The organism is Aliibacillus thermotolerans (assembly GCF_027853235.1).
Lineage (GTDB): Bacteria > Bacillota > Bacilli > Bacillales > Marinococcaceae > Aliibacillus > Aliibacillus thermotolerans.
Genome location: NZ_WKJG01000029.1, coordinates 22529 through 45058, shown reverse-complemented (window position 1 = coordinate 45058; position 22530 = coordinate 22529). Strand labels below are relative to the sequence as shown.

General features: G+C 40.2%; 24 protein-coding genes. 7 read left to right on the top strand and 17 right to left on the bottom strand.

The features are described 5' to 3' along the window. Window positions 1-201: 201 nt before the first annotated feature. The 6 genes from rpsR to GJS40_RS04570 all read right to left on the bottom strand — a co-directional run bounded on the left by rpsR (window position 202) and on the right by GJS40_RS04570 (window position 4267). Complete coding sequence (gene rpsR / locus GJS40_RS04595) at window positions 202-429, bottom strand: 30S ribosomal protein S18 (RefSeq protein ID WP_270896529.1); 228 nt, start codon at window positions 427-429, stop codon at window positions 202-204. Window positions 430-458: 29 nt separating this feature from the next. Beyond that, window positions 459-965, bottom strand: a complete 507-nt coding sequence (gene ssb, locus GJS40_RS04590) for a single-stranded DNA-binding protein (protein WP_270896527.1) — start codon at window positions 963-965, stop codon at window positions 459-461. A gap of 22 nt (window positions 966-987) precedes the next feature. Next, entirely contained in the window at window positions 988-1275 is a 288-nt protein-coding gene (rpsF, locus tag GJS40_RS04585; protein ID WP_270896524.1) for a 30S ribosomal protein S6, read from the bottom strand. Between the two features lie 131 nt (window positions 1276-1406). Continuing rightward, window positions 1407-2507: a redox-regulated ATPase YchF gene (gene ychF, locus GJS40_RS04580; protein ID WP_270896522.1), complete on the bottom strand. Its 1101-nt coding sequence runs from the start codon at window positions 2505-2507 to the stop codon at window positions 1407-1409. 452 nt (window positions 2508-2959) lie between these two features. Further along, on the bottom strand, window positions 2960-3178 hold the full coding sequence (locus GJS40_RS04575; RefSeq protein WP_270896519.1) for a DUF951 domain-containing protein: 219 nt from the start codon (window positions 3176-3178) through the stop codon (window positions 2960-2962). Between the two features lie 72 nt (window positions 3179-3250). Continuing rightward, window positions 3251-4267 (bottom strand): YkvI family membrane protein, encoded by a 1017-nt coding sequence (locus tag GJS40_RS04570; protein WP_270896543.1) that lies wholly within the window; start codon window positions 4265-4267, stop codon window positions 3251-3253. A gap of 96 nt (window positions 4268-4363) precedes the next feature. Between GJS40_RS04570 and yyaC the strand changes: the two genes are divergently transcribed. Beyond that, complete coding sequence (yyaC, locus tag GJS40_RS04565) at window positions 4364-4990, top strand: spore protease YyaC (protein WP_270896517.1); 627 nt, start codon at window positions 4364-4366, stop codon at window positions 4988-4990. 43 nt (window positions 4991-5033) lie between these two features. On the opposite strand, the gene GJS40_RS04560 is transcribed toward yyaC, so the two are convergent. The 10 genes from GJS40_RS04560 to rpmH all read right to left on the bottom strand — a co-directional run bounded on the left by GJS40_RS04560 (window position 5034) and on the right by rpmH (window position 14802). Next, window positions 5034-5882 carry a ParB/RepB/Spo0J family partition protein gene (locus GJS40_RS04560; protein WP_270896515.1) on the bottom strand — a complete coding sequence of 283 codons (849 nt, stop codon included), beginning with the start codon at window positions 5880-5882 and terminating at the stop codon, window positions 5034-5036. Further along, complete coding sequence (locus GJS40_RS04555; RefSeq protein WP_270896514.1) at window positions 5875-6636, bottom strand: ParA family protein; 762 nt, start codon at window positions 6634-6636, stop codon at window positions 5875-5877. The genes GJS40_RS04560 and GJS40_RS04555 overlap by 8 nt, the downstream gene beginning before the upstream one ends. A 105-nt stretch (window positions 6637-6741) precedes the next feature. Then, window positions 6742-7584 carry a nucleoid occlusion protein gene (gene noc / locus GJS40_RS04550; RefSeq protein ID WP_270896512.1) on the bottom strand — a complete coding sequence of 281 codons (843 nt, stop codon included), beginning with the start codon at window positions 7582-7584 and terminating at the stop codon, window positions 6742-6744. Between the two features lie 126 nt (window positions 7585-7710). Further along, window positions 7711-8427, bottom strand: coding sequence for a 16S rRNA (guanine(527)-N(7))-methyltransferase RsmG (gene rsmG / locus GJS40_RS04545; RefSeq protein WP_270896510.1), 717 nt, complete (start codon window positions 8425-8427; stop codon window positions 7711-7713). Between the two features lie 446 nt (window positions 8428-8873). Further along, window positions 8874-10775 (bottom strand): tRNA uridine-5-carboxymethylaminomethyl(34) synthesis enzyme MnmG, encoded by a 1902-nt coding sequence (mnmG, locus tag GJS40_RS04540; protein ID WP_270896508.1) that lies wholly within the window; start codon window positions 10773-10775, stop codon window positions 8874-8876. 23 nt (window positions 10776-10798) lie between these two features. Then, the gene (mnmE, locus tag GJS40_RS04535) at window positions 10799-12175 is read right to left on the bottom strand and encodes a tRNA uridine-5-carboxymethylaminomethyl(34) synthesis GTPase MnmE (protein ID WP_270896507.1); all 1377 of its coding nucleotides are present in this window, start codon (window positions 12173-12175) and stop codon (window positions 10799-10801) included. Window positions 12176-12461: 286 nt separating this feature from the next. Beyond that, window positions 12462-13172, bottom strand: coding sequence for an RNA-binding cell elongation regulator Jag/EloR (gene jag / locus GJS40_RS04530; protein ID WP_270896505.1), 711 nt, complete (start codon window positions 13170-13172; stop codon window positions 12462-12464). Continuing rightward, window positions 13169-13945, bottom strand: a complete 777-nt coding sequence (gene spoIIIJ / locus GJS40_RS04525; RefSeq protein ID WP_270896504.1) for a YidC family membrane integrase SpoIIIJ — start codon at window positions 13943-13945, stop codon at window positions 13169-13171. The genes jag and spoIIIJ overlap by 4 nt, the downstream gene beginning before the upstream one ends. Window positions 13946-14041: 96 nt before the next feature. Continuing rightward, window positions 14042-14422, bottom strand: a complete 381-nt coding sequence (gene rnpA / locus GJS40_RS04520; protein WP_270896503.1) for a ribonuclease P protein component — start codon at window positions 14420-14422, stop codon at window positions 14042-14044. 242 nt (window positions 14423-14664) lie between these two features. Next, complete coding sequence (gene rpmH, locus GJS40_RS04515) at window positions 14665-14802, bottom strand: 50S ribosomal protein L34 (RefSeq protein WP_270896501.1); 138 nt, start codon at window positions 14800-14802, stop codon at window positions 14665-14667. Between the two features lie 775 nt (window positions 14803-15577). Between rpmH and dnaA the strand changes: the two genes are divergently transcribed. The 6 genes from dnaA (at window position 15578) to gyrB (ending at window position 22156) form a co-directional block, all read left to right on the top strand. Next, window positions 15578-16927: a chromosomal replication initiator protein DnaA gene (gene dnaA / locus GJS40_RS04510; protein ID WP_270896498.1), complete on the top strand. Its 1350-nt coding sequence runs from the start codon at window positions 15578-15580 to the stop codon at window positions 16925-16927. A 152-nt stretch (window positions 16928-17079) separates the two neighbouring features. Then, window positions 17080-18222 (top strand): DNA polymerase III subunit beta, encoded by a 1143-nt coding sequence (dnaN, locus tag GJS40_RS04505; RefSeq protein ID WP_270896497.1) that lies wholly within the window; start codon window positions 17080-17082, stop codon window positions 18220-18222. Window positions 18223-18559: 337 nt separating this feature from the next. Then, window positions 18560-18784: a S4 domain-containing protein YaaA gene (yaaA, locus tag GJS40_RS04500; RefSeq protein WP_270896495.1), complete on the top strand. Its 225-nt coding sequence runs from the start codon at window positions 18560-18562 to the stop codon at window positions 18782-18784. A 10-nt stretch (window positions 18785-18794) separates the two neighbouring features. Further along, window positions 18795-19916, top strand: a complete 1122-nt coding sequence (gene recF, locus GJS40_RS04495) for a DNA replication/repair protein RecF (RefSeq protein ID WP_270896493.1) — start codon at window positions 18795-18797, stop codon at window positions 19914-19916. 9 nt (window positions 19917-19925) lie between these two features. Further along, window positions 19926-20219, top strand: coding sequence for an extracellular matrix regulator RemB (gene remB / locus GJS40_RS04490; RefSeq protein WP_270896491.1), 294 nt, complete (start codon window positions 19926-19928; stop codon window positions 20217-20219). A gap of 23 nt (window positions 20220-20242) precedes the next feature. Beyond that, window positions 20243-22156: a DNA topoisomerase (ATP-hydrolyzing) subunit B gene (gyrB, locus tag GJS40_RS04485; protein WP_270896489.1), complete on the top strand. Its 1914-nt coding sequence runs from the start codon at window positions 20243-20245 to the stop codon at window positions 22154-22156. A 21-nt stretch (window positions 22157-22177) separates the two neighbouring features. Here gyrB and GJS40_RS04480 read toward each other — a convergent pair. Further along, window positions 22178-22530, bottom strand: a 353-nt coding sequence (locus GJS40_RS04480) for a hypothetical protein (RefSeq protein ID WP_270896487.1), incomplete at its 5' end; no start/stop codon positions are given.

Sequence of the window (22530 nt, the reverse complement as noted above, 5' to 3'; positions counted from 1 at the left end):
CACCTATCACTTCGCTTGATGATCCAACATCTCTCTTCTCTTATTATACCGAATAGCAAGTCTTTCGAGACGTAATACGGGTTAAAATAACTTCTATTAAGAGGGTATTCATCATGGGACGATGACTTTCTTTTTTAATTGATTTCATCCTGCCAAGTTGAAAAAAATCAGCGAAGGAAGCTCCTCCGCTGATTCTTGTTTTTATTGTTCCTTCACATATGGAAGGAGAGCTACGTGACGTGCCCGTTTAATTGCTTTTGTCAATTGACGTTGGTACTTAGCTGAAGTACCTGTCACACGTCTAGGTAAAATTTTACCACGTTCAGAAATAAATTTTTTCAAAAGCTCTACGTCTTTATAGTCAATTTTTTCGATTTTATTGACCGTAAAATAACATACTTTTCTCCGTTTTCCGCGACGACGTGCCATGTTAGTCCCTCCTTTTTGCTTTGTTTTCATTAAAACGGTAAATCATCATCCGAAATATCAATTGTTTTTCCTGCATCCGCAAATGGATCATTGCTTAAATCGGCACTTTGACCAGAACTTTGACCAGAACTTTGACCAGAACTGTACCCTTGACTTCCTTCCCATTGATCCATTGGTGGACTCATTTGAGGATCACTACCGCGTGACGCTGTAACGCTTCTCGGCTCTAAAAATTGGACGCTTTCCGCTTGTACCTCCACGACGGTTACTTGTCGTCCTTCTTGGTTTTCATAGCGACGACTTTGTAAACGACCATCGATACCAGCTAAACTTCCTTTTTTCAAATAATTAGCGACGTTTTCTGCCTGTTTTCTCCAAACGACACAGTTAAAGAAATCAGCTTCTCGTTCCCCTCTCTGGTTCGTAAATGGACGATTGACTGCAATGCCAAAATTGGCAACAGCTACTCCATTTGGAGTATATCTTAATTCCGGGTCTCGAGTTAAACGGCCGACAAGCACCACGCGATTAATCATAAGTACCTCTCCCTTTTTGTCATTAATCTTCGTCTTTAACAACGAGATGGCGAATGACATTGTCATCTATTTTAATGAGACGGTCAAACTCATCGATGGCAGCTGGTTCTGCTTGTGTGTACACAACGACATAGTAACCGTCTTTAAAGTCGTTAATTTCGTAAGCAAGTCGGCGCTTACCCATTTCATCGACTTTTTCAATTTCCGCACCGTTGTTTTTGAGTACGTTGTTATAACGTTCAATCGTTTCTTTGATTTGGTCTTCTTCCACGGTCGGAGCTAAAATATAGAGCAATTCATATTTACGCATCGCTTGCGTCACCTCCTTCTGGACTTACGGCTCTTTTTTAAAAATAAAGAGCAAGGAGCAAAATCTATTCGTATTTCACTCACTTTTCTCACATTTAGTCATTATAGCAAAATAAATGATACATCACAATATTAAACGTTAAATCGGAAATAAATAACGTCTCCATCTTGAACAATGTAATCTTTTCCTTCAAGACGTACTTTTCCGGCTTCTTTGGCAGCGGTCATGGAACCTGCCGCTACTAGGTCATCATAGCTGACAACTTCCGCACGGATAAATCCACGTTCAAAGTCACTATGAATGACTCCTGCTGCTTGTGGAGCTTTGGTGCCGCTCGGAATGGTCCATGCTCTTACTTCTTGTTCTCCTGCAGTAAAGTATGTCTCTAAACCGAGCAACCGATATGCGACGCGAATGAGCTTATCAAGTCCTGACTCTTCAATGCCTAGTTCTTTTAAAAATTCCGCTTTTTCATCGCCATCGAGTTCCGCAATTTCTTCCTCGATTTTAGCGCAAACGGTAATTACTTCAGACCCTTCTTTTTCCGCAAATTCTTTGACTTTTTTCACGTGCTCGTTATCTTCTTCGCTCAAGAGATCTTCTTCACTGACGTTTGCCACGTATAATACCGGCTTCATCGTAAGTAATTGAAAGCTTTTCACGACCTCTTTTTCTTCTTTTGTAAGGTCCACACTGCGAGCCGGTTTTTCCGCTTCAAAAGCGGCGAGTAACTTTTCCAAGACAGCATGTTCTTTCATTGCTTCTTTATCTTTTGTTTTTGCCATTTTTGCCGTTTTGACCGCTCGTTTTTCCACAGATTCCAAGTCCGCGAGAATCAGCTCTAAATTGATGACTTCAATGTCCCGAATCGGATCGACACTTCCAGAAACATGAGTAATATCACTATCATCAAAACAACGAACGACATGGGAGATTGCATCGACTTGACGAATATGAGACAGAAATTTATTTCCAAGTCCTTCTCCTTTACTTGCTCCTTCGACAATTCCGGCAATATCTGTAAATTCAAACGCCGTTGGAACCGTTTTTTTCGGTTTTACAAGAGTCGTTAGCTTTTCTAACCGATGATCCGGCACTTCGACGATTCCGACATTCGGGTCAATCGTACAAAACGGGTAGTTTGCAGATTCTGCTCCTGCTTGTGTAATCGCATTAAATAAAGTAGACTTTCCGACATTTGGAAGGCCTACAATTCCTGTTGTTAAAGCCATTGAATGGTCACATCCTTTTAGCACTCAATTGCATCACTTTCGCTTCTATCATTATAGAAATAAGCGTGCCGAAACACAAGAAAAGAAAAAAACTCGCGCAAAAACAGGTCCCATTTAATTTCCATATAACCTAAAATTTGCGGAACTATGAACCGATAAATAAAAGGCTCATACGACGGGAAAATGTTTATACGACACTTTTTGCGGGTAAAATTTGAAAAAGATGCAAAACGTTAATAAATTTCCATTTACATCTTTATACGACTGTTTATTCGTCCGCGAACGATTCATACGACCTGTCATAAGAGACGAAACCAAAAATTCGGTCGTATACTCGTAACATACTGATCGCTCAGTCAATGGGGTGTCACCGTTTTGTCGAAAGTTAATAGCAGCACAATTTTCCTATGATACAGTAAAAGAGAATCCGCTTTCGTCGGGATTCTCTTTTATCACCTAGATTCATCTTCTTTCGTTTCACCAGCGTGTGCGATGACTTTTTTTATTTTTTTCCGAAATTCACGGCGAGGTAACATGACGCTATGTCCACAACCGTTACATTTTATTCGTATGTCTGCTCCCATCCGAATGATCGTCCAGCTATTTTCACCACACGGATGCGGTTTTTTCATTTCCACAATGTCATGAAGAGAAAATGAATCTTTCGCCATTTTTGTCACCTCAATTCTCATATCTTCCTATCTTTCATCGTATCGCAACTTTTCATACCTGGCAATAAAAGGTTAGTGCTTTTTATTGATAAAAAGAGGATGAAGTAACACAACAATTAATAAATAGAGATTTAAAAACCCGTATAATGGATATAAAACAGATATTAAGCGGGAAAAACCGAAGCTTGTCATTGGAAGCATACTACAAAGCAGTAGCAAGGATAGTAACCACAAAGGAAGAGAAGTGACAGATTGAAGTCGACTAGAGAGACCGAATAAACCAGAAGCGGCAGTTGTGAAAATAGCAGCCCATAAAAGAATGGCCATAAAAGCAGTGATGATATGTGGATAATCTTGCATGATGGCAAAGAGGGGGATCTCGTACAACATAATATCTTCTGCCGAAATGACCAATGATTCATTGTATAAAAAAGACATCCCACCAAGAATGAACGCACTACCAATACTCGCAACAAATATTTCCGTTTTACTTTTCATTTCCTTTCCTGCTGCCGACAAAACAGCAACTAAAGGAAGGAGATTCAGGGAAGTGAACGTGATCGCTGCCGGCCAATTTCGTTGCTCTGTCCAACTCGTATAAAGAACGATATCTAAGTTTGTCCAAAAATAAAACAACAGCGTCGAACCTAAACTAACAATGAGAATTGGCATTAATAAACTATTTAATCCCGTTAATCCATGGACGCCACGGACAGCAACAAACATCAGCAAAAGACACATGAAAAAAATACCAATAAAGAAAGGCACTTGAAAATATTCCAGCGCGGCTCCTCCACCGGAAATCATGATTCCTGTCGTTGTAAATAAATAAAAAATAATAATGACATCGTAACTTTTCGCCAACCAAGGACCCAAAAGTTTACTTAACACTTCCGAATAATTGCTTGTTTTATACGTATAACTTACATTTAAAATCGTGTAACAGCATATGCTAAATAAAATACTAAAGAGAAATATAGCCAGTCTACTTTCATGACCGAAAAATTCCCATATTTCTCGACCAGAAGCATAGCCAGCGCCGATGGTTGTCCCAATAATTAAAAACATCCATTTCAATCCGTCCCAAATCATCGCTCTCTCCCTTTGCACTATCTTTCGTTTCCTACGTATAGAAAAAATAAAAGGTTCCTATACTGGGACTACTATGAAAAAGGAGAGACGTTTATGATGAAATTAAAAATATTCCCACAGAATCATTACCCTTTTTCTTATCACGTGTTTTCCGATCAGCCAGAAGCACCTATCCTGCTCGGTAATTACTTCACAGAACAACTGCAAAAAATACCAAATTCCCGCGATATTGTCCTTGTTTGTATTGGTACCGATCGTTCCACCGGCGATTCCCTCGGTCCATTAATTGGCAATCAATTAGAAAAAGAAAATTTAAAACATATGTTCGTGTATGGGACTTTATCAAATCCCGTGCATGCTGTGAATTTACATGAAAAATTAATGGAAATTAAAGAAACGCACGACAATCCTTATATTATCGGAATCGATGCTTGTTTAGGGCGTTTTAAAAATATTGGAAAAATTACTTTTGCGAAAGGTCCTGTCATTCCAGGTGCTGCAATGAAAAAACAACTTCCTCATGTCGGAGATGCTCATGTGACAGGGATTGTTAATGTCAGTGGGATGATGGAGTATTTTGTGTTACAAAACACGAGACTTTATACCGTGATGACGATTGCTAATTGTATTGCTGAAGGATTTATTTTGGCAGATCGGCGATTAAAAAGGAAACAGCGTTTAGTTCCTGATAAAGTTCTTAAAAAAGTATCAAAAAAATAACAAAAATAAAGCCAGTCTGAGGAGACTGGAAATATTTTTGGATTCAGTTTTGATCATGTTGTAACAGTGCTAGAATTCGTTCTAAATCGTCTTCGGTCATAAATTCGATTTCAATTTTTCCTTTTTTCTTTCCTTGTTTAATAGATACGGTAGTACCAAAATAGGCGCGTAAATCTTCTTCCTTCTCTTGAATATATGGAGAAGGTGTTTCTTTTTTCTTTGTTTCACGTGAAACATTTTGATTCCATTGTTGCACCAATTTCTCTGTTTGACGGACATTTAAATGTTCTTTTTCTATTTTGGAAACAAGGTCTTTCGCAAGAGATTTATTTTTCAACCCGGATAGCGCGCGACCATGCCCCATCGATAACGTTTTGTCTGCAATTTTCTTTTGGACGTCTTCAGGCAATTGCAATAGCCGTAAATAGTTGGCAATATGTGGTCGACTTTTGCCAATGCGTCGCGACAATTCTTCTTGAGTAATTCCTAAATAAGTCATTAATTTGTCGTAGGCTCGGGCTTCTTCTAAAGGATTTAAATTTTCTCGTTGTAAGTTTTCTATGAGTGCTACTTCCATCATTTTTTCATCGGAAAAGTCTTTCACAATCGCTGGCACTGTTTTTAGCCGTGCTGCTTTTGCGGCAATAAAACGTCTCTCTCCCGCAACAATTTCATATCCTTTGATACTTTTTCGCACGAGTAGCGGTTGCAAAACACCATGTTCTTCAATGGAAGCTTTTAATTCTTCTATCGCTTCTTCTGTGAAGTACTGTCTCGGTTGATATGGATTCGGTCGTAAATCTTTGATTTTAATTTCTTCCACCGTATGCTCTTTTCCGGTGATTTCATCAGGGAAAAATGCATTTAAACCTCTACCTAACCCTTTACCCACCTGCCACCACTTCCTTTGCTAAATCTAAATATACTTCCGCTCCTCTTGATTTTGCATCGTGGAGGATAATTGGGAGTCCGTGACTAGGAGCTTCTCCTAATCTTACATTTCTCGGAATAATTGTTTGGAAAACCTTTTCTCGAAAATATTTTTTCACTTCTTCAATTACTTGTAAACCAAGATTTGTTCGTGCATCTAACATGGTTAAAAGAACGCCTTCGATGGCAAGGTCATGATTGAGATGCTTTTGCACAAGGCGAATCGTATTTAAAAGTTGACTTAAACCTTCTAACGCGTAATACTCACATTGCACCGGTATCAATACCGAATCTGCCGCGGTAAGGGCATTGATGGTGAGAAGCCCAAGGGACGGGGGGCAATCGATAAAAATGTAATCATAGTCATCTTCAATATCGCTTAACCCTTTTTTTAAACGAATTTCACGAGAAATTGTTGGGACTAGTTCAATTTCTGCTCCTGATAAGTTGATGGTCGCCGGAACGACATCTAAATTGTCGATGGAGGCAGGACGAATAATTTGTTTAATATTTATGTCTTCTACAAGCAAGTTGTAGACACATTCATCAACGTCTCCTTTTTCAATTCCTGCTCCGCTTGTCGCATTTCCTTGAGGATCAATGTCAACAAGTAACACTTTCTTTCCAATATGAGCCATGGAAGCACTAATATTAACAGCAGTCGTCGTTTTACCAACCCCACCTTTTTGGTTGGCGACAGCAATTATTTTTGCCATCTGGACACCCACTTTCCTTTATTTCACACTCATTTGTCATGATTTCATGGAAACAATGACCACCCGAATTGGATAGAAAATAAATCTGCCATCTTGACGGGCAGATTATTTTTTCGGAATACGAATCGTAAATTGGTAATAGTCTCCTTGATCTTCTTCTTCTGTTTCAATTCGCAACCCACTTTTTTCAACCATGTTCACCGATTGTCGGATCGTATTCATCGCAAGACGAGTGTCACGGGAAAAATGTTTTTTGACTGGTCTTTTCTTTTTCGGTGTTTCTTTCTGACTGTCTTTGATCAGTTGTTCTGTCTGTTTCACATTTAGCTCTTGCTCAAGAATGATTTCAAGAAGACGTTTTTGTTCTTCTTCCTCTTTCACCGCTAATAGTGCCCGTGCATGTCTTTCGGTAATTTTTCTATCTTCTAAGGCACGTTGGACACTCTCTGTTAAATGAAGAAGGCGCAATTTATTGGCAACCGTCGATTGACCTTTCCCAAGTCGTTGGGCAAGACTTTCTTGAGTTAAACCAATCATATCAATGAGTTCTTTATATGCTCTTGCTTCTTCAATGGCGGTCAGATTCTCCCGTTGTAAATTCTCAATTAAAGCAAGAGAAGCGGTTTCTGTATCGCTAAAATCTTTAATAATTGCTGGTATCTCTTTCATTTCTAAATAAATAGCAGCACGAAGCCGACGTTCTCCCGCAATAAGTTCATACTTGTCATCTTTTTTTCGAACTGTAATTGGCTGTAATAAACCATGGGTACGAATCGATTGTGCAAGCTCCGCAATCTTTTCGTCATTAAAAATCGTACGTGGCTGAAATGGGTTGGCTACAATTTTGTCGACAGGGAGCTGTACAATTTCGACGATCTCATCTTCTTTTGTGTCCTTATTGTCATCCTGTTCACCAAAGCCAAACCATTTTTGAAGCGATTGCTTCATTGCCTGACACCACCTTACTAAGTACTACAGTACAGTCTAACGTATTCTCCATCACCATGCCGTTTTCCTGCTTATTCGATAGATGAAGAAAGTGTGAAATGATTTCACCATGCCAATTTTTATCTCCTAAAGAAGTGGTTTTTTGGCAGGAATTCCTGCTTTTCTTGGGTACTTTTTCGGAGTTGCATCTACTTTTTCCATTCGCAAAATATAGCGATTGCTTTTTTCATTCGGTAATTTCGTCACGTAAGGCTCTAACCACCTTCCCCCAAGCAAACGGCAAGCTTTATTGGCTTCTTTTTGCTCCACTTGTCCGGAAGCACCTTTTAATGCAATAAATATACCATTTTTCTTCACAAAGGGGAGACATAATTCTGTTAACACAGGCATACGTGCCACTGCCCGGGCAAGAGCTACATCGTAGTGATCCCGATGATGAGAGTCCCGCGCAATGTCTTCTGCTCGCCCGTGGAGAAATGTGACATTGTCAATATGTAACTCTTTCGCTAAATGCTCCAAAAAGGAGATTCGTTTTTTCAATGAGTCTACGATGACAACTGATAAATGGGGAAAACAAATTTTTAAAGGGATACTTGGAAAACCCGCTCCCGCTCCAATATCAATGACATGCTCTACTTTCATTATATCTATCGGAAAAGCTGCTGTTAACGAGTCAAAAAAATGTTTTTCATACACTTCATCTTCTGCGGTAATTCCTGTTAAGTTCATGTGCTTATTCCACTCTATCAATAAGCGGTAATACAAATCAAATTGTTCTTCCATCCTGGAAGTCAGTGTAATCTCCTTTTCTTCTAGCCAACTAGCAAACTGTTCTTTACTCATTACACGTCACCTCCTATCTATTTTTTAATGCTTGCGCGCGTGTTGCGGTGAAGCGGTTGACTACGCTTTCTATGTAAAAACGCTTGGGCGCTTCAGAACGTGGCAGAAGTTAAAAAAACGACTTCTGCCACGTTCTTCCATCGCCTTCGCGCCTAAATGGTTGCTTCCGCTTTTCGTGGCTAAACGGCTTTCTCAGCTTTTCGATGTCTAGCTTCGAAAGTCAGCCACTCGAGCGTTTCAGGTCACGGCAGAAGTCCAAAAACAGACTTCTGGCCGTGCTCTTCCAACGCTTTTCGTGGCTAAAAGGCTTTCTCAGCTTTTCGTTTTGTCCAGCTTCGAAAGTCAGCCGTTCGAGCGCTTCGGGTCGCTGAAGAAGCCAAAAAACGGCTTCTTTCACCGCCACTCCAGCGCTTGTCACGGCTAAACGGCTTTCTCAGCTTTTCGTTTTACGCTTCTTTTTTGCGGGCTAGTTTGCCTTGTTCTAAATAGACGAGCAAAATGGAAATGTCAGATGGGTTGACTCCTGATACGCGAGAAGCTTGACCGACGGAAAGTGGTCGTACTTTTGATAGTTGGTAACGGGCTTCGGTGGCAAGCCCTGTAATTTGATGATAATCGATATCTTCTGGAATTTTTTTCTCTTCCATCTTCTTCATTCGCTCGACTTGCTCCATTTGTTTTGCAATATACCCTTCGTATTTGATTTGAATCTCAACTTGTTCCTGTACTTCTGGAGACACTGGCCCTTCGGATGGAATGAACCGTGCGACATCCTCATAATGAAGTTCTGGGCGTTTCAATAAGTGAGCAGCCGAGACAGCTTCTTTCATGGGAGAGGAGTTCTTTTCTTGCAACATTTTTTGTAATGCCTCTGTTGGTTTGACGATCGTATTTTGGAAACGGGCTTTTTCTTTTTCAATTGCTTCTTTTTTCCGTAAGAAACGTTCGTACCGTTCTTCTGAAATGAGTCCTACTTTATAACCAATTTCCGTTAAGCGTAAATCTGCATTGTCGTGACGTAGCAATAGACGATATTCTGCTCGGGATGTGAGAAGGCGATACGGCTCATCGACTCCTTTTGTCACAAGATCGTCAATTAACACTCCGATATATCCGTCAGAACGGTCTAAAACGACACTTTCTTTTCCTTGGATTTTCCGGACGGCATTGATTCCAGCCATAATCCCTTGTGCTCCCGCTTCTTCATATCCTGACGTCCCGTTAATTTGTCCGGCGGTATACAAATTTTCGATCCGTTTTGTTTCAAGAGTTGGCCACAGTTGCGTAGGAACGATGGCATCATATTCAATCGCATGTCCCGGACGCATCATTTCGGCTTTTTCAAGGCCCGGAACGGACTTAATCATTTGAAATTGCACTTCTTCCGGCATGCTTGTCGAAAGCCCTTGGACATACATTTCCTTTGTGTTTCTTCCTTCAGGCTCAAGAAAAATTTGATGCTTTGGTTTGTCGTGGAAACGAACAATTTTATCTTCCACTGACGGACAATAGCGTGGACCATTTCCCTTGATCATACCGGAGTACATCGGAGAGCGATGTAAATTGTCGTTAATAATTTGGTGCGTCTCCGGAGAAGTGTACGTCAGCCAACACGGCAGTTGATCGGTAATATATTTTGTCGTTTCAAAGGAAAAGGCACGCGGCTCTTCATCTCCTGGTTGAATTTCCGTTTTGTCGTAATCGATCGTGTTTCCATTAATTCGTGGCGGAGTGCCCGTTTTAAACCGCTCCATTTCAAAACCAAGTTCTTTTAAGTGGTCCGCCAGTCGTATGGACGGTTGCATATTGTTTGGTCCACTTTCGTATTGAACATCCCCAATTATAATTGTTCCGCGCAAAAACGTTCCTGTTGTGACAATGACTGCTTTTGCGTAATAAGCTAAACCGGTATTCAATAATACTCCTTTACATACACCGTCTTCCACAATTAATTCATCGACCAGTCCTTGGCGAAGCTGTAGATTTTCTTGATTCTCCAGCGTATTTTTCATTTCTTTTTGATAAAGAGCTTTATCTGCTTGTGCTCGTAATGCCCGCACGGCAGGACCTTTTCCTGTGTTTAAAAGACGCATTTGAATGTGCGTTTTATCAATGTTTTTTCCCATTTCACCGCCGAGTGCGTCAATTTCCCGTACGACGACGCCTTTGGCCGGACCACCGAGAGACGGGTTACATGGCATAAAAGCAACGGCATCCATATTAAGCGTGAGCATGAGCGTTTTTGCTCCCATGCGAGCTGCCGCAAGCCCTGCTTCCGTTCCCGCATGTCCTGCGCCGATAACAATGACATCAAACTCGCCACCATAAGTTGGTACTTTTTTCGGCATCCATTTTACCTCCTTCATTGTTGTTATTTTCCTAAACAAAATTGAGAAAAAAGCTGGTCTAAGAGACCATCATGAACGTTTTCTCCGATAATTTCCCCCAGCAGTTCCCAAGCACGGGTCACATCAATTTGGACTACATCTACCGGCATTTCCATTTCGGTAGAGTGTAATGCCTCATCAATTGCTTCTTTTGCTTTTTCTAATAATCCGATGTGACGGGCATTGGAAACATAACTCATTTCCGTTGTCTCTACTCCTTGTTCGAAAAAGATGCGGGAAATCGCTTCTTCTAATTCGTCAATTCCTTCATCTTTTAATAAAGAAGCACGAATAATTGGGCGTCCTTGCGCCAATTCTTGAATTCGTTTCTCCTCTATTTTTTGGTCGAGATCTATTTTGTTCAGCACAATAATCGCTTCTAGCCCTTCAATTGCTTGAAATAGAGCTTCATCTTCCTTCGTTAATTCTTCTGCACTGTTTAACACGAGCAAGACGAGATCCGCTTCTTTTAACACTTGATGGGAACGTTCCACCCCGATTTTTTCAACAATGTCCTCTGTCTCGCGAATACCTGCCGTATCAACAAGTCGAAGAGGAACCCCGCGAATGTTGACGTACTCTTCCAATACGTCTCGGGTCGTACCCGGAATGTCAGTGACGATTGCTTTATTTTCTTGGACAAGACTATTCATGAGCGATGACTTACCAACATTGGGTCTCCCAACAATGGCCGTTTGAATCCCTTCTCTCAAAATTTTACCTTCTCTGGCGGAACGGAGTAACTGCACGATTTCTTCGCGCACGTCTATCACTTGTTCTTTCAATTTCGCCAAAGTAACCGACTCTGCGTCATATTCAGGATAATCAATGTTCACTTCCACACTGGCAATGGCTTCAATTAACGTTTGACGTAATCGGCGAATACGGTGAGAGAGACGTCCTTCCACTTGTTGTAAAGCAACATTCATCGCTTTATCCGTTTTCGCACGAATCAGATCCATGACCCCTTCTGCTTGGGATAAATCTATTCTCCCATTCAAAAAAGCGCGTTTCGTAAATTCTCCGGGTTCTGCAAGACGAGCGCCTTCCCTTAGAACGAGTTGCAACACCCGATTCACCGAAACAACTCCCCCGTGGCAGTTAATCTCGACCACATCTTCGCGCGTAAAAGTTTTTGGTGCACGCAGTACCGACACCATGACTTCTTCTACTCGCTCTTTTGTTTTTGGATCTTCTAAAAATCCATAATGAATCGTGTGCGTCGGTACTTCCGTTAAAGACTCTTTTCCACAAAAAATTCGATCAGCAATGGAAATCGCATCTTCTCCGCTGATGCGGACAATTGCAATCGCTCCTTCGCCAACCGGTGTGGAAATCGCTGCAATTGTGTCAAATTCCATTTCTCATACCCCCTTTCAATCCACACATCTCTCTGTTTATTGTCAATGATTGTTTCGTCACAATCCTATTTTTATCAACAGGTAGGTTATTCCCCTAACTTAACAGAATACCATATTCCATCAAAGGGAGAAAGAAAAAAACTATCCACATGTGGATAGTTTTACTATCATCGGATGATAACGATTCTTTTCTTATTTCACTATATTGGTTTTAGTCAGTCCTTTTCTTCAAGGCAGACGAAAAAAAGAACCGCTCTCCTTATTTGGAAAGCGGCTTTTTGATTCATCATGTTGGTCGAATGACAATGTGACGACGAGCGCCTGTCCCTTCTGAATATGTCTCGACATCTTCTCTATATTGAAGTGCTGTATGAATAATTTTTCTTTCCCGGGCATTCATTGGCTCTAATGCTACTTTCTCTCCTGTTCGCACTGCTTTATTTGCAAGTCTTTCCGCGAGTCTTTCTAGCGTTTCTTGTCGCTTCTGTCGGTAATTTTCTGCGTCGATAATTACCCGTTTATACGAGTCACCAGAACGATTGCGGACGAGATGAACGAGGTACTGGAGGGAATCTAAAGTGCGTCCACGTTTCCCAATCATCACTCCAATATCTTTTCCACTTAAATGAAACAAAAGCTCGTCTTCCGTTTCATGAACGGTAACATCGACATCCACTTTCATTTCTTCAATTACTTGTAAAAGAAATGAATGGGCCTCTTCTGTAGGATTTGGAAGCTGTTTGTCCATTTCCTCTTCCATAGCACCTTGTTCTTCTTTTTCTATCGAATTGTTTGCTTGTTGTTCTTCCTCTATCTCCTCTTCTTCTTTTAACGAAACCTCCAATAAAGCAGGTTTTGCGCCAATAATGCCGAGAAATCCTTTTGACGGTTGTTCTAGTACGGTATATTCTACGTTGCTCAGATCTGTATTTAATTGTGATAATGCAGTATCGAGCGCCTCTTCAATCGTTTTTCCCGTCACTTTCACCGTCTTCACTTTTTCTTCGCCCCTCCTGTTTTGGCTGCCATTTTTTCTTCCGCTCGCTTTCTCGCTCCAGGACCAGTAATAAAGTGTGTTTGACCTATCATAAATAAGTTACCAATGACCCAGTACAGCGCCAAAGCAGACGGGAAGAAGAAAGCAAACACTGTAATCATAATCGGCATCATGTACAACAACACTTTCATCTGTGGATTGTCTTGGACCATCATCATCTTTTGTTGAATAAATGTCGTTGTTCCCGCAATTAATGGTAAAATAAAGTCAGGTTGTCCTAACTCAAACCATAAAAATTGATGCCCGCCGATTTCTTCCGTTCTCATAATGGCGTGATAAAATGCGATTAAAATTGGCATTTGAATAAGAATAGGAAAACACCCTGCTAATGGGTTAATGTTTTTCTCTTGAAATAGTTTCATCGTTTCTTCTTGCAGCTTCTGTTGTGTCTTTTGATCTTTCGCGCTATATTTTTCTCTTAACTTCTCCATTTCCGGTTGAATTTCCTGCATAGCCCGAGTACTTTGTGTCTGTTTGATCATCAGCGGAAGAATGATAATACGTAGAAGTATTGTAACGATAATTATAGAAAGACCATAGTTTTCTGACATTGCTTCCGCGATCGTTATGATTAACCAAGAAAGCGGATAAACAAAAAAGGAGTTCCAAATCCCTTCACTTTCTTTTGTAATTGGCTCATCAATATCAAGACAGCCCGTCATAACAGTCATGACGAGGATCAACATGGCTGCCAGACCTATTTTTTTGTACACATTTGTTTCCTCCTTGACCCAATACCGGTGATCATTTTCAAACCTTCCTTTATTTTAACGGAGTGCATGAAAGAAATAAAGAAACATTTGTAATGTCTACTTATTTTTCATTTTCCGTTTGTTTCGATTGGCTGCTTTCCTTTTGTATGTGTTTCCGACTTTCATCACATGCTGCAAACTTTTTTTCATTTCATCAAAAGACATGGACAGAACAGGCTTTCTAGCAATAATCACATAATCTCTTTCTTGAACAAGTTCGTCTCCAATTTCTCTCATAATTTCTCTTACTCTACGTTTAATCCGATTTCTTGCAACTGCATTTCCCATGTTGCGACTGACGGTGATTCCGACACGAAAATGGGCTTGTCCTGGTTTGTCGATCGTATAGACGACAAATTGTCGATTCGCAAAAGACGATCCTTTTTCAAAAATGTAACTAAATTCATGGTTTTTCTTAATGCGATATTCTTTTTTCACTTCCTCCCTCCTTTGTTCTCATTCCCATTATATGTGAAGTTGTAGATGCCAGATTGCGAGTTATGTATATTACTACGGTCCGTCCATTGATAGACGCGAAAAATGTTGCCCTTAAGGTTTCGTTTCATTCTTGTCACTCGGGCGCTTCAGAACATGGCAGAAGACAAATTAAAGACTTCTGTCCGTTCTTTCCCAACACTTTTCATTATACATAAGGAAAAAGACCACTGAAATCAGTGGTCTTACGCAGTCAATACTTTTCTTCCTTTGCGACGACGGTTTTTCAAAACGAGTCGACCATTTTTTGTACGCATCCGTTTACGAAAACCATGTACGTTTTTACGCTTCCGTTTACTTGGGCTATATGTTGGTTTTCCCATTGTTGCACACCTCCTACAAAAAACAAATATCTTTTTAATTATACTCTAAATCAACCTTTCACAAAAGTAGATGTGTCTTTTGGAATGACGAGAGTATAATAACGGACTTTTTTTAGAAATACTGCTTGTTGATTATATAGAGAATCGGATCTGATTGTCAAGGTGAAATCCGGATACGTACATGAAAATTTGAGTAGGTATGCTTTCTCTCTTTCAAATTTTTTTCATCCATCCACTCGTCTCCGTTCGTCCGAAAACTGCTTTTCAATGGCTTGTTTTACACAAAAAAATTTTTTTCAAGAGCGATTTTTTAACGACAGGTGTGGATAAGATTTTTCATTAAATGACATCTTTCGACAATGTTATCGACAGCTTACACACATGATATAGTAGTGTGTATAATAATCGTACACAAGGTATTGATTTTGTGGATAAGTTCTTCAAACATCGTTGCTTCCGGGGTTTTTTTCTGGTATGATATACATGTTTTCTTTTGGATAACAGATATTCACAACCTAACTTTTCCACAAGTGTGGATAGTCGTGTGGATAATTCTCCACACGTTCTTTATACCTATATCCACAAGGTGTGAAAGGTGGGGACTTCTTAATTTTATTAATATAATTTCATAACACAATGGACTGAACGATATAACGAACGTGTTCTTTTTATCGTATGCATGTCTACTATGAGGCTTCCGCATTTACACACAATACATAAAATGGAAGCCTTTTCTGACTTGCCACACAAATGTAATGTAAAGGGGGACAGCTCGTTGGAAAACATAGCTGACTTATGGGAGCAAACGTTGGAGTATATTAAGAAAAAGGTCAGTAAGCCGAGTTTTGAAACGTGGTTAAAAGCAACCCAAGCCCATGACATTGAAGATAATACGATGATTATTCATGCGCCGAATGAATTCGCTCGGGATTGGCTTGAAAATCGTTACACATTGCTTATTTCAGATGCTTTAAAAGAAATTACCGGTGCGGAACTAAACGTCAAGTTTATTATTCCTGCCATTGAAGAAGAAACAGAAGAAGCGCCAACGAAGCCAAAAGAAGAACAATTGTCTGAAACAAATGGACAATCAGATGTTCCAAAAAGTATGTTAAATGACAAATATACATTTGACACATTTGTGATTGGTTCAGGAAATCGCTTTGCTCATGCTGCCTCCCTAGCAGTCGCAGAAGCACCGGCAAAAGCGTACAATCCTCTGTTTATTTATGGAGGAGTAGGGCTTGGCAAAACTCATCTCATGCATGCCATTGGCCATTATGTTATCGAGCATAACCCAGATGCTAAAGTTGTATACTTATCCTCAGAAAAATTTACAAATGAATTTATTAACGCCATCCGAGATAATAAAGCGATTCATTTTCGCAATAAATATCGAAATGTCGATGTACTTTTAATAGATGATATTCAATTTTTAGCGGGAAAAGAACAGACACAAGAAGAATTTTTCCATACATTTAATGCGTTGCATGAAGAATCAAAACAAATTATTATTTCCAGTGATCGCCCGCCAAAGGAAATTCCTACGTTAGAAGACCGACTCCGTTCTCGCTTCGAATGGGGCTTGATTACCGATATTACGCCACCGGATTTAGAAACAAGAATCGCGATTTTACGGAAAAAGGCAAAAGCCGATAAATTAGATATCCCAAATGAAGTGATGCTTTATATTGCAAACCAAATTGATACAAATATTCGTGAACTAGAAGGTGCTTTAATTCGAGTCGTCGCTTATTCTTCTTTAATTAATCAAGATATGAACGCAGATCTTGCGGCTGAAGCATTAAAAGATATTATTCCAAGCGCGAAACCGAAAAAGCTGACAATTACGGACATTCAACAAGTTGTCGCGGACCATTATGACGTGAAAGTAGAGGAGTTAAAAGCAAAGAAGCGAACAAAAATGATTGCTTTCCCAAGACAAATTGCCATGTATTTATCAAGAGAAATGACGGAGAACTCTTTACCGAAAATAGGAGAAGAATTTGGGGGACGAGACCATACAACTGTGATTCATGCACATGAAAAAATCTCTAAAATGTTACAAACTGACACAGAATTCCAGAAACAAATCCAAGAAATTATGAACAAGTTACAAACATAATACGGGAAAACATAGACTTTTATACACAATTTATCCACATGTTGAAAACTTAATGAAATCAGGAAAAGAAGTTAGTTATCCACACCACTCACACCCTCTATTACTACTACTGCCTTAAAAATATAAATATATATTATAAAGGGAGATGGATTATGCATTTTGTCGTTGATAGACGCATCTTTGTAGAAAATGTACAACATGTCAATAAATCAATCTCTTCCAGAACGACCATTCCGATTTTGGCCGGGATGAAAATTGACGTCTCATCTGCGGGTATCACTTTAACAGGAAGCGATTCAGACATTTCAATTGAAACATTTATTCCTAAAGAAGATGACGAAAATGAATATATAGATATTTTTCAAGAAGGAAGGATCGTCCTTCAAGCTCGTTTTTTTGTAGACATTGTTAGAAAGCTCCCTGGAGATAAAATTGAAATCTTCGTTCAAGAACAATTTGCCACAACGATTCGTTCCGGAAGTGCTGTTTTTCACTTAAATGGTCTCGATCCGGAAGAATATCCGGTACTCCCAAAACTATCAGAAGAGCAAATGTTTCAATTGCCACAAAATATATTAAAAAATATGATTCATCAAACGGTCTTTGCAGTGTCCACTCAGGAAACACGTCCGGTGTTGACAGGTGTCAACTTTGAAGCAGAAGATGGGGTGTTAACCTGTACTGCAACAGATAGTCACCGATTAGCGATGAGAAAAGTGCCTTTTGAAACAACTTCTGATGATTTAATTTTTTCCAATATTGTCGTACCGGGAAAAAGCTTAAATGAGCTGAATAAAATATTAACGGACACAGACGATCCGGTAGATGTTGTTATTACAGACACACAAGTGTTGTTTAAGTTAAAAAATTTACTGTTTTATTCAAGACTCCTTGATGGGAACTATCCTGTAACGAAAACGATGATCCCAGAGCAATCAAAAACCGATTTAGAGTTACCACGAAAAGAATTGCTTGCTACGCTAGAAAGAGCTTTTCTCCTATCAAAAGAAATAAAAAACCACGTTGTCCATTTACGCGTTTTGGAAAATAATGAAATAGAAATCATGTCCGTTTCCTCAGAAATAGGGAAAGTGAAGGAAAAAGTGACTTGTGAAAAAGTTAAAGGGGAAGAAATACGTATTTCTTTTAACGGAAAAAATTTAATTGACGCCTTGAAAGTGATTGACAGCGATCATGTATACATTCGTTTTACCGGAGCGATGAGTCCTTTTACATTGCAACCAACCGACACGGATCAAATGTTGCACCTCTTTTCACCGGTTCGAACGTACTAACGCAATGAAGTTGTCAGAAGAGGAACCCCTCTTTTGGCAACTTTTTCCTTTTATATTATCCGTTTATTTTCGTTCAAAAGTAATACGAATTGCATCTATGAAACCGATGGGAAGATGGGCGTCAACTGTTGTCCAATGATAGGAGTAATAAAAATTTCCCCCAACCATTTCTTTATTGGCGTTATCTCAAATAGTTTAGTAAAATAGAGAGTGATAAAGTCATCTCGGATATAAATGAGGAAGAGCCTTCTGCTTCACTTTGCCCAATTTGAAGTAGAAGCTCTTCTACTTCTTACAGGTGCCCAGCTACTGGGTGCAATGAATAGGGGGAATGGCGGTGGCTAAGTCCTTGTCGATTCAGACTGAATACATTACGTTGGGACAAATGTTAAAAGAAGTAGGTCTGATTGATACCGGTGGCATGGCGAAACATTTTTTAGCGGAACGAATGGTCAAAGTAAATGGGGAAAGAGAAGATCGTCGTGGCAGAAAACTGTATGACGGCGATGAAATCGAGATTGAAGATACGGATGTATATATCGTTTCTTCAATGAGTAAATAGAGGGATTTACTTGTATATTCGCACACTTCGTCTCAAACAATTTCGTAATTATGACCGGTTAGATCTACAAGTGGAAAATAAAGTGAACCTTATTCTCGGTGAAAACGCCCAAGGGAAGACAAATTTGATGGAAGCTATTTATATGCTAGCCTTTGCGAAGTCGCACCGGACCGCAAATGACAAAGAACTTATTCAATGGAATCAAGATTTTGCAGTAATAGATGCAGAGCTGGAAAAGAAAAACGGACATGCAACACTCGGGATCGTCCTTTCATCAAAAGGAAAAAAAACAAAAATAAATCACTTGGAGCAACAAAAATTAAGCGATTTTGTTGGTACAATGAATGTAGTGATGTTTGCTCCGGAAGACCTCCATTTGATCAAAGGAGGGCCCCGGTTAAGACGCCGATTTATTGACATGGGGATAGGGCAAATAAGTACGGTATATCTTCATGATCTCTCGCTTTATCAACGGATTTTAAAGCAACGAAACCAGCTCTTAAAATCAATGTTTCCAGTTCCGCAAGAGGATCAAGAAATCATGCTCGATATTTTAAGTGAACAATTGAGCGTGGCAGCAGCGAAAGTAATCGAACGTCGCTTTGCTTTTTTACGCTTGTTAGAAAAGTGGAGTAGAGAGATTCATGAAGAAATTACAAGACAATCGGAAACATTAACAATTCGCTATCAACCGTCCTGTAATGTATCAGAAGAGATGGATTTGTCGATGATAGAAAAGAGAATGAAAGAAACATTGGAACGGGACAAACAGCAAGAAATACGAAGAGGTTTAACTTTAACTGGTCCCCATCGGGATGATATGTCGTTATTTATAAACGGAAAAGAAGTGCAAGTATACGGCTCGCAAGGTCAACAACGGACTGTCGCCTTATCTTTGAAACTGGCAGAAATTGAGTTGATTTATGATTCGATTGGCGAATATCCTATTTTATTGTTGGATGATGTGTTATCCGAATTGGATCACCATCGCCAAACTCACTTACTGAACGCCATCCAAAGCAAAGTGCAAACATTCGTAACGACGACAAGTGTGGATGGAATTGAACATCAAACGTTACAAGAAGCAACTACCTTTTATGCCAAAGAAGGCACGTTGACGAAAATGAAATGAGGTGAACGAATGTTTATTCACTTGGGCGGAGATGAAGTGATCCTTTCAAAGGACGTAGTCGCCATTCTTAATTATGATTCCAATGACGAAACGACGACGGAACAACTATTATCATCTTACAACCAAAAAAATGTGGTCGAAATCGGTGAAGATGTGACGAAATCGGTAGTAGTGACCGTCGATAAAATATACTTATCACCAATTTCTTCTCTCACGTTAAAACGAAGAGCCCAAGCAGTGGAAGGGTTTGATGATTACAGTGAAGATGCGCTCGAGGAAGACGACGTCGACATGGATTCCTGATTATGGAAATGAAGGTGAATACATTGTCAATTGAGAAACAATCTTACGATGAAAGTCAAATACAAGTCTTAGAAGGTTTAGAAGCTGTCCGCAAACGACCTGGTATGTATATCGGGTCGACTAGTTCGCGCGGACTACATCATTTAGTATGGGAAATTGTTGACAACAGTATCGATGAAGCGATGGCGGGTTATTGCGACCACATTTGGGTCACTATTCTTAAAGACAATAGCATCACCGTGCGGGACAATGGACGAGGCATCCCGGTTGGAATTCATGAAAAAATGGGAAAACCTGCCGTGGAAGTTATTATGACCGTACTTCATGCCGGTGGTAAGTTCGGCGGTGGTGGCTATAAAGTGTCCGGTGGATTGCACGGTGTTGGTGCTTCGGTTGTGAACGCATTGTCTCAGTCATTAGAAGTGGAAGTCCATCGGGATGGCAACATTTACTATCAACGTTATCAACGCGGTGTCCCCGAAAATGAATTAAAAATGATTGGGACGACAGATGAACAAGGAACGAAAATTCATTTTACCCCGGACAGAGAAATATTTGATGAAGTCGAGTTTGAATACGACGTCCTTTCGAAGCGCTTACGTGAATTGGCTTTTTTAAATAAAGGTTTAAAAATTACATTAACGGATGAACGCGATGACGAAAAAGAACCGGTAGAATACTATTATGAAGGTGGGATCGCTTCTTTTGTGACGTATTTAAACCGTCAAAAAGAAGTGTTGCACGAAACACCGATATTTATTGAAAGCGAAAAAGACGAAATTCAAGTAGATATTGCAGTGCAATATAATACTACGTTCACAAGCAATATTTATTCTTTTGCGAACAATATTAACACCCACGAAGGTGGAACGCACGAAGTTGGTTTTAAATCAGGACTCACGCGTGCGATTAACGATTATGCCCGCCGTCATCAACTGTTTAAAGAAAACGATCCTAATTTAATCGGAGATGATGTGCGTGAAGGGTTAACTGCCATTATTTCAGTGAAGCTCCCGGACCCTCAGTTTGAAGGACAAACGAAAACGAAACTCGGTAACAGTGAAGCACGGACGATCACCGATTCTTTATTTACGGAACATTTCACTCGTTTTCTCGAGGAAAACCCTGACACAGCGAAAAAAATTGTCGAAAAAGGGCTTATGGCGTCGCGTGCGCGGGAAGCGGCGAAAAAAGCACGAGAGTTAACGCGACGTAAAAATGCGTTAGAAGTAAGCTCTCTTCCTGGAAAATTAGCAGACTGTTCTTCCCGGGACGCTTCCATTAGTGAACTATATATTGTGGAAGGGGATTCTGCGGGTGGTTCTGCAAAACAAGGAAGAGATCGGCATTTCCAAGCGATTTTACCATTACGTGGAAAGATCATTAACGTGGAAAAAGCACGACTGGATAAAATTTTATCGAACAATGAAATTCGCACGATCATTACTGCCATCGGGACGGGAATTGGCGAAGAATTTGATATAACAAAAGCGCGATACCATAAAGTGATTATTATGACGGATGCGGACGTGGACGGCGCCCATATTCGTACGTTATTATTGACATTTTTCTATCGGTATATGCGCCCTCTCATTGAACACGGGTACATTTATATCGCACAACCGCCGCTTTACAAAGTAACCCAGGGAAAAAAAGAGCAATACGCCTATGTAGAAGAGGACTTAGAACGCATTCTGCGCGAACTACCCGAAAAACCAAAACCGGAATATCAACGCTACAAAGGTCTTGGGGAAATGAATCCATCCCAATTATGGGAAACAACGATGAATCCAGAAACACGAACACTACTGCAAGTAAACCTAGACGATGCCATAAAAGCAGATGAAATTTTTGAAATTTTAATGGGAGAAAGAGTCGAACCAAGAAGAGACTTCATCCAAGAAAACGCAAAATACGTCAAAAACTTGGATGTATAAAGAAAAGCGTAGGAGCCTTGCTCACGAGCGACAAGCGCTGGAAGGGCGGTGAAAGAAGCCGTATTTTGGCTTCTTCAGCGACCTGAAGCGACTCGAGCGAGTAGGCTCCGAAGCTAGACAAAACGAAAAGCTGAGAAAGCCGTTTAGCCACGAAAAGCGTTGGAAGAGCACGGCCAGAAGTCTGTTTTTGGACTTCTGCCGTGAACTGAAACGCTCGAGTGGCTGGCTTTCGAAGCTAGACATCGAAAAGCTGAGAAAGCCGTTTAGCCACGAAAAGCGTTGGAAGAGCACGGCCAGAAGTCTGTTTTTGGACTTCTGCCGTGAACTGAAACGCTCGAGTGGCTGGCTTTCGAAGCTAGACATCGAAAAGCGGA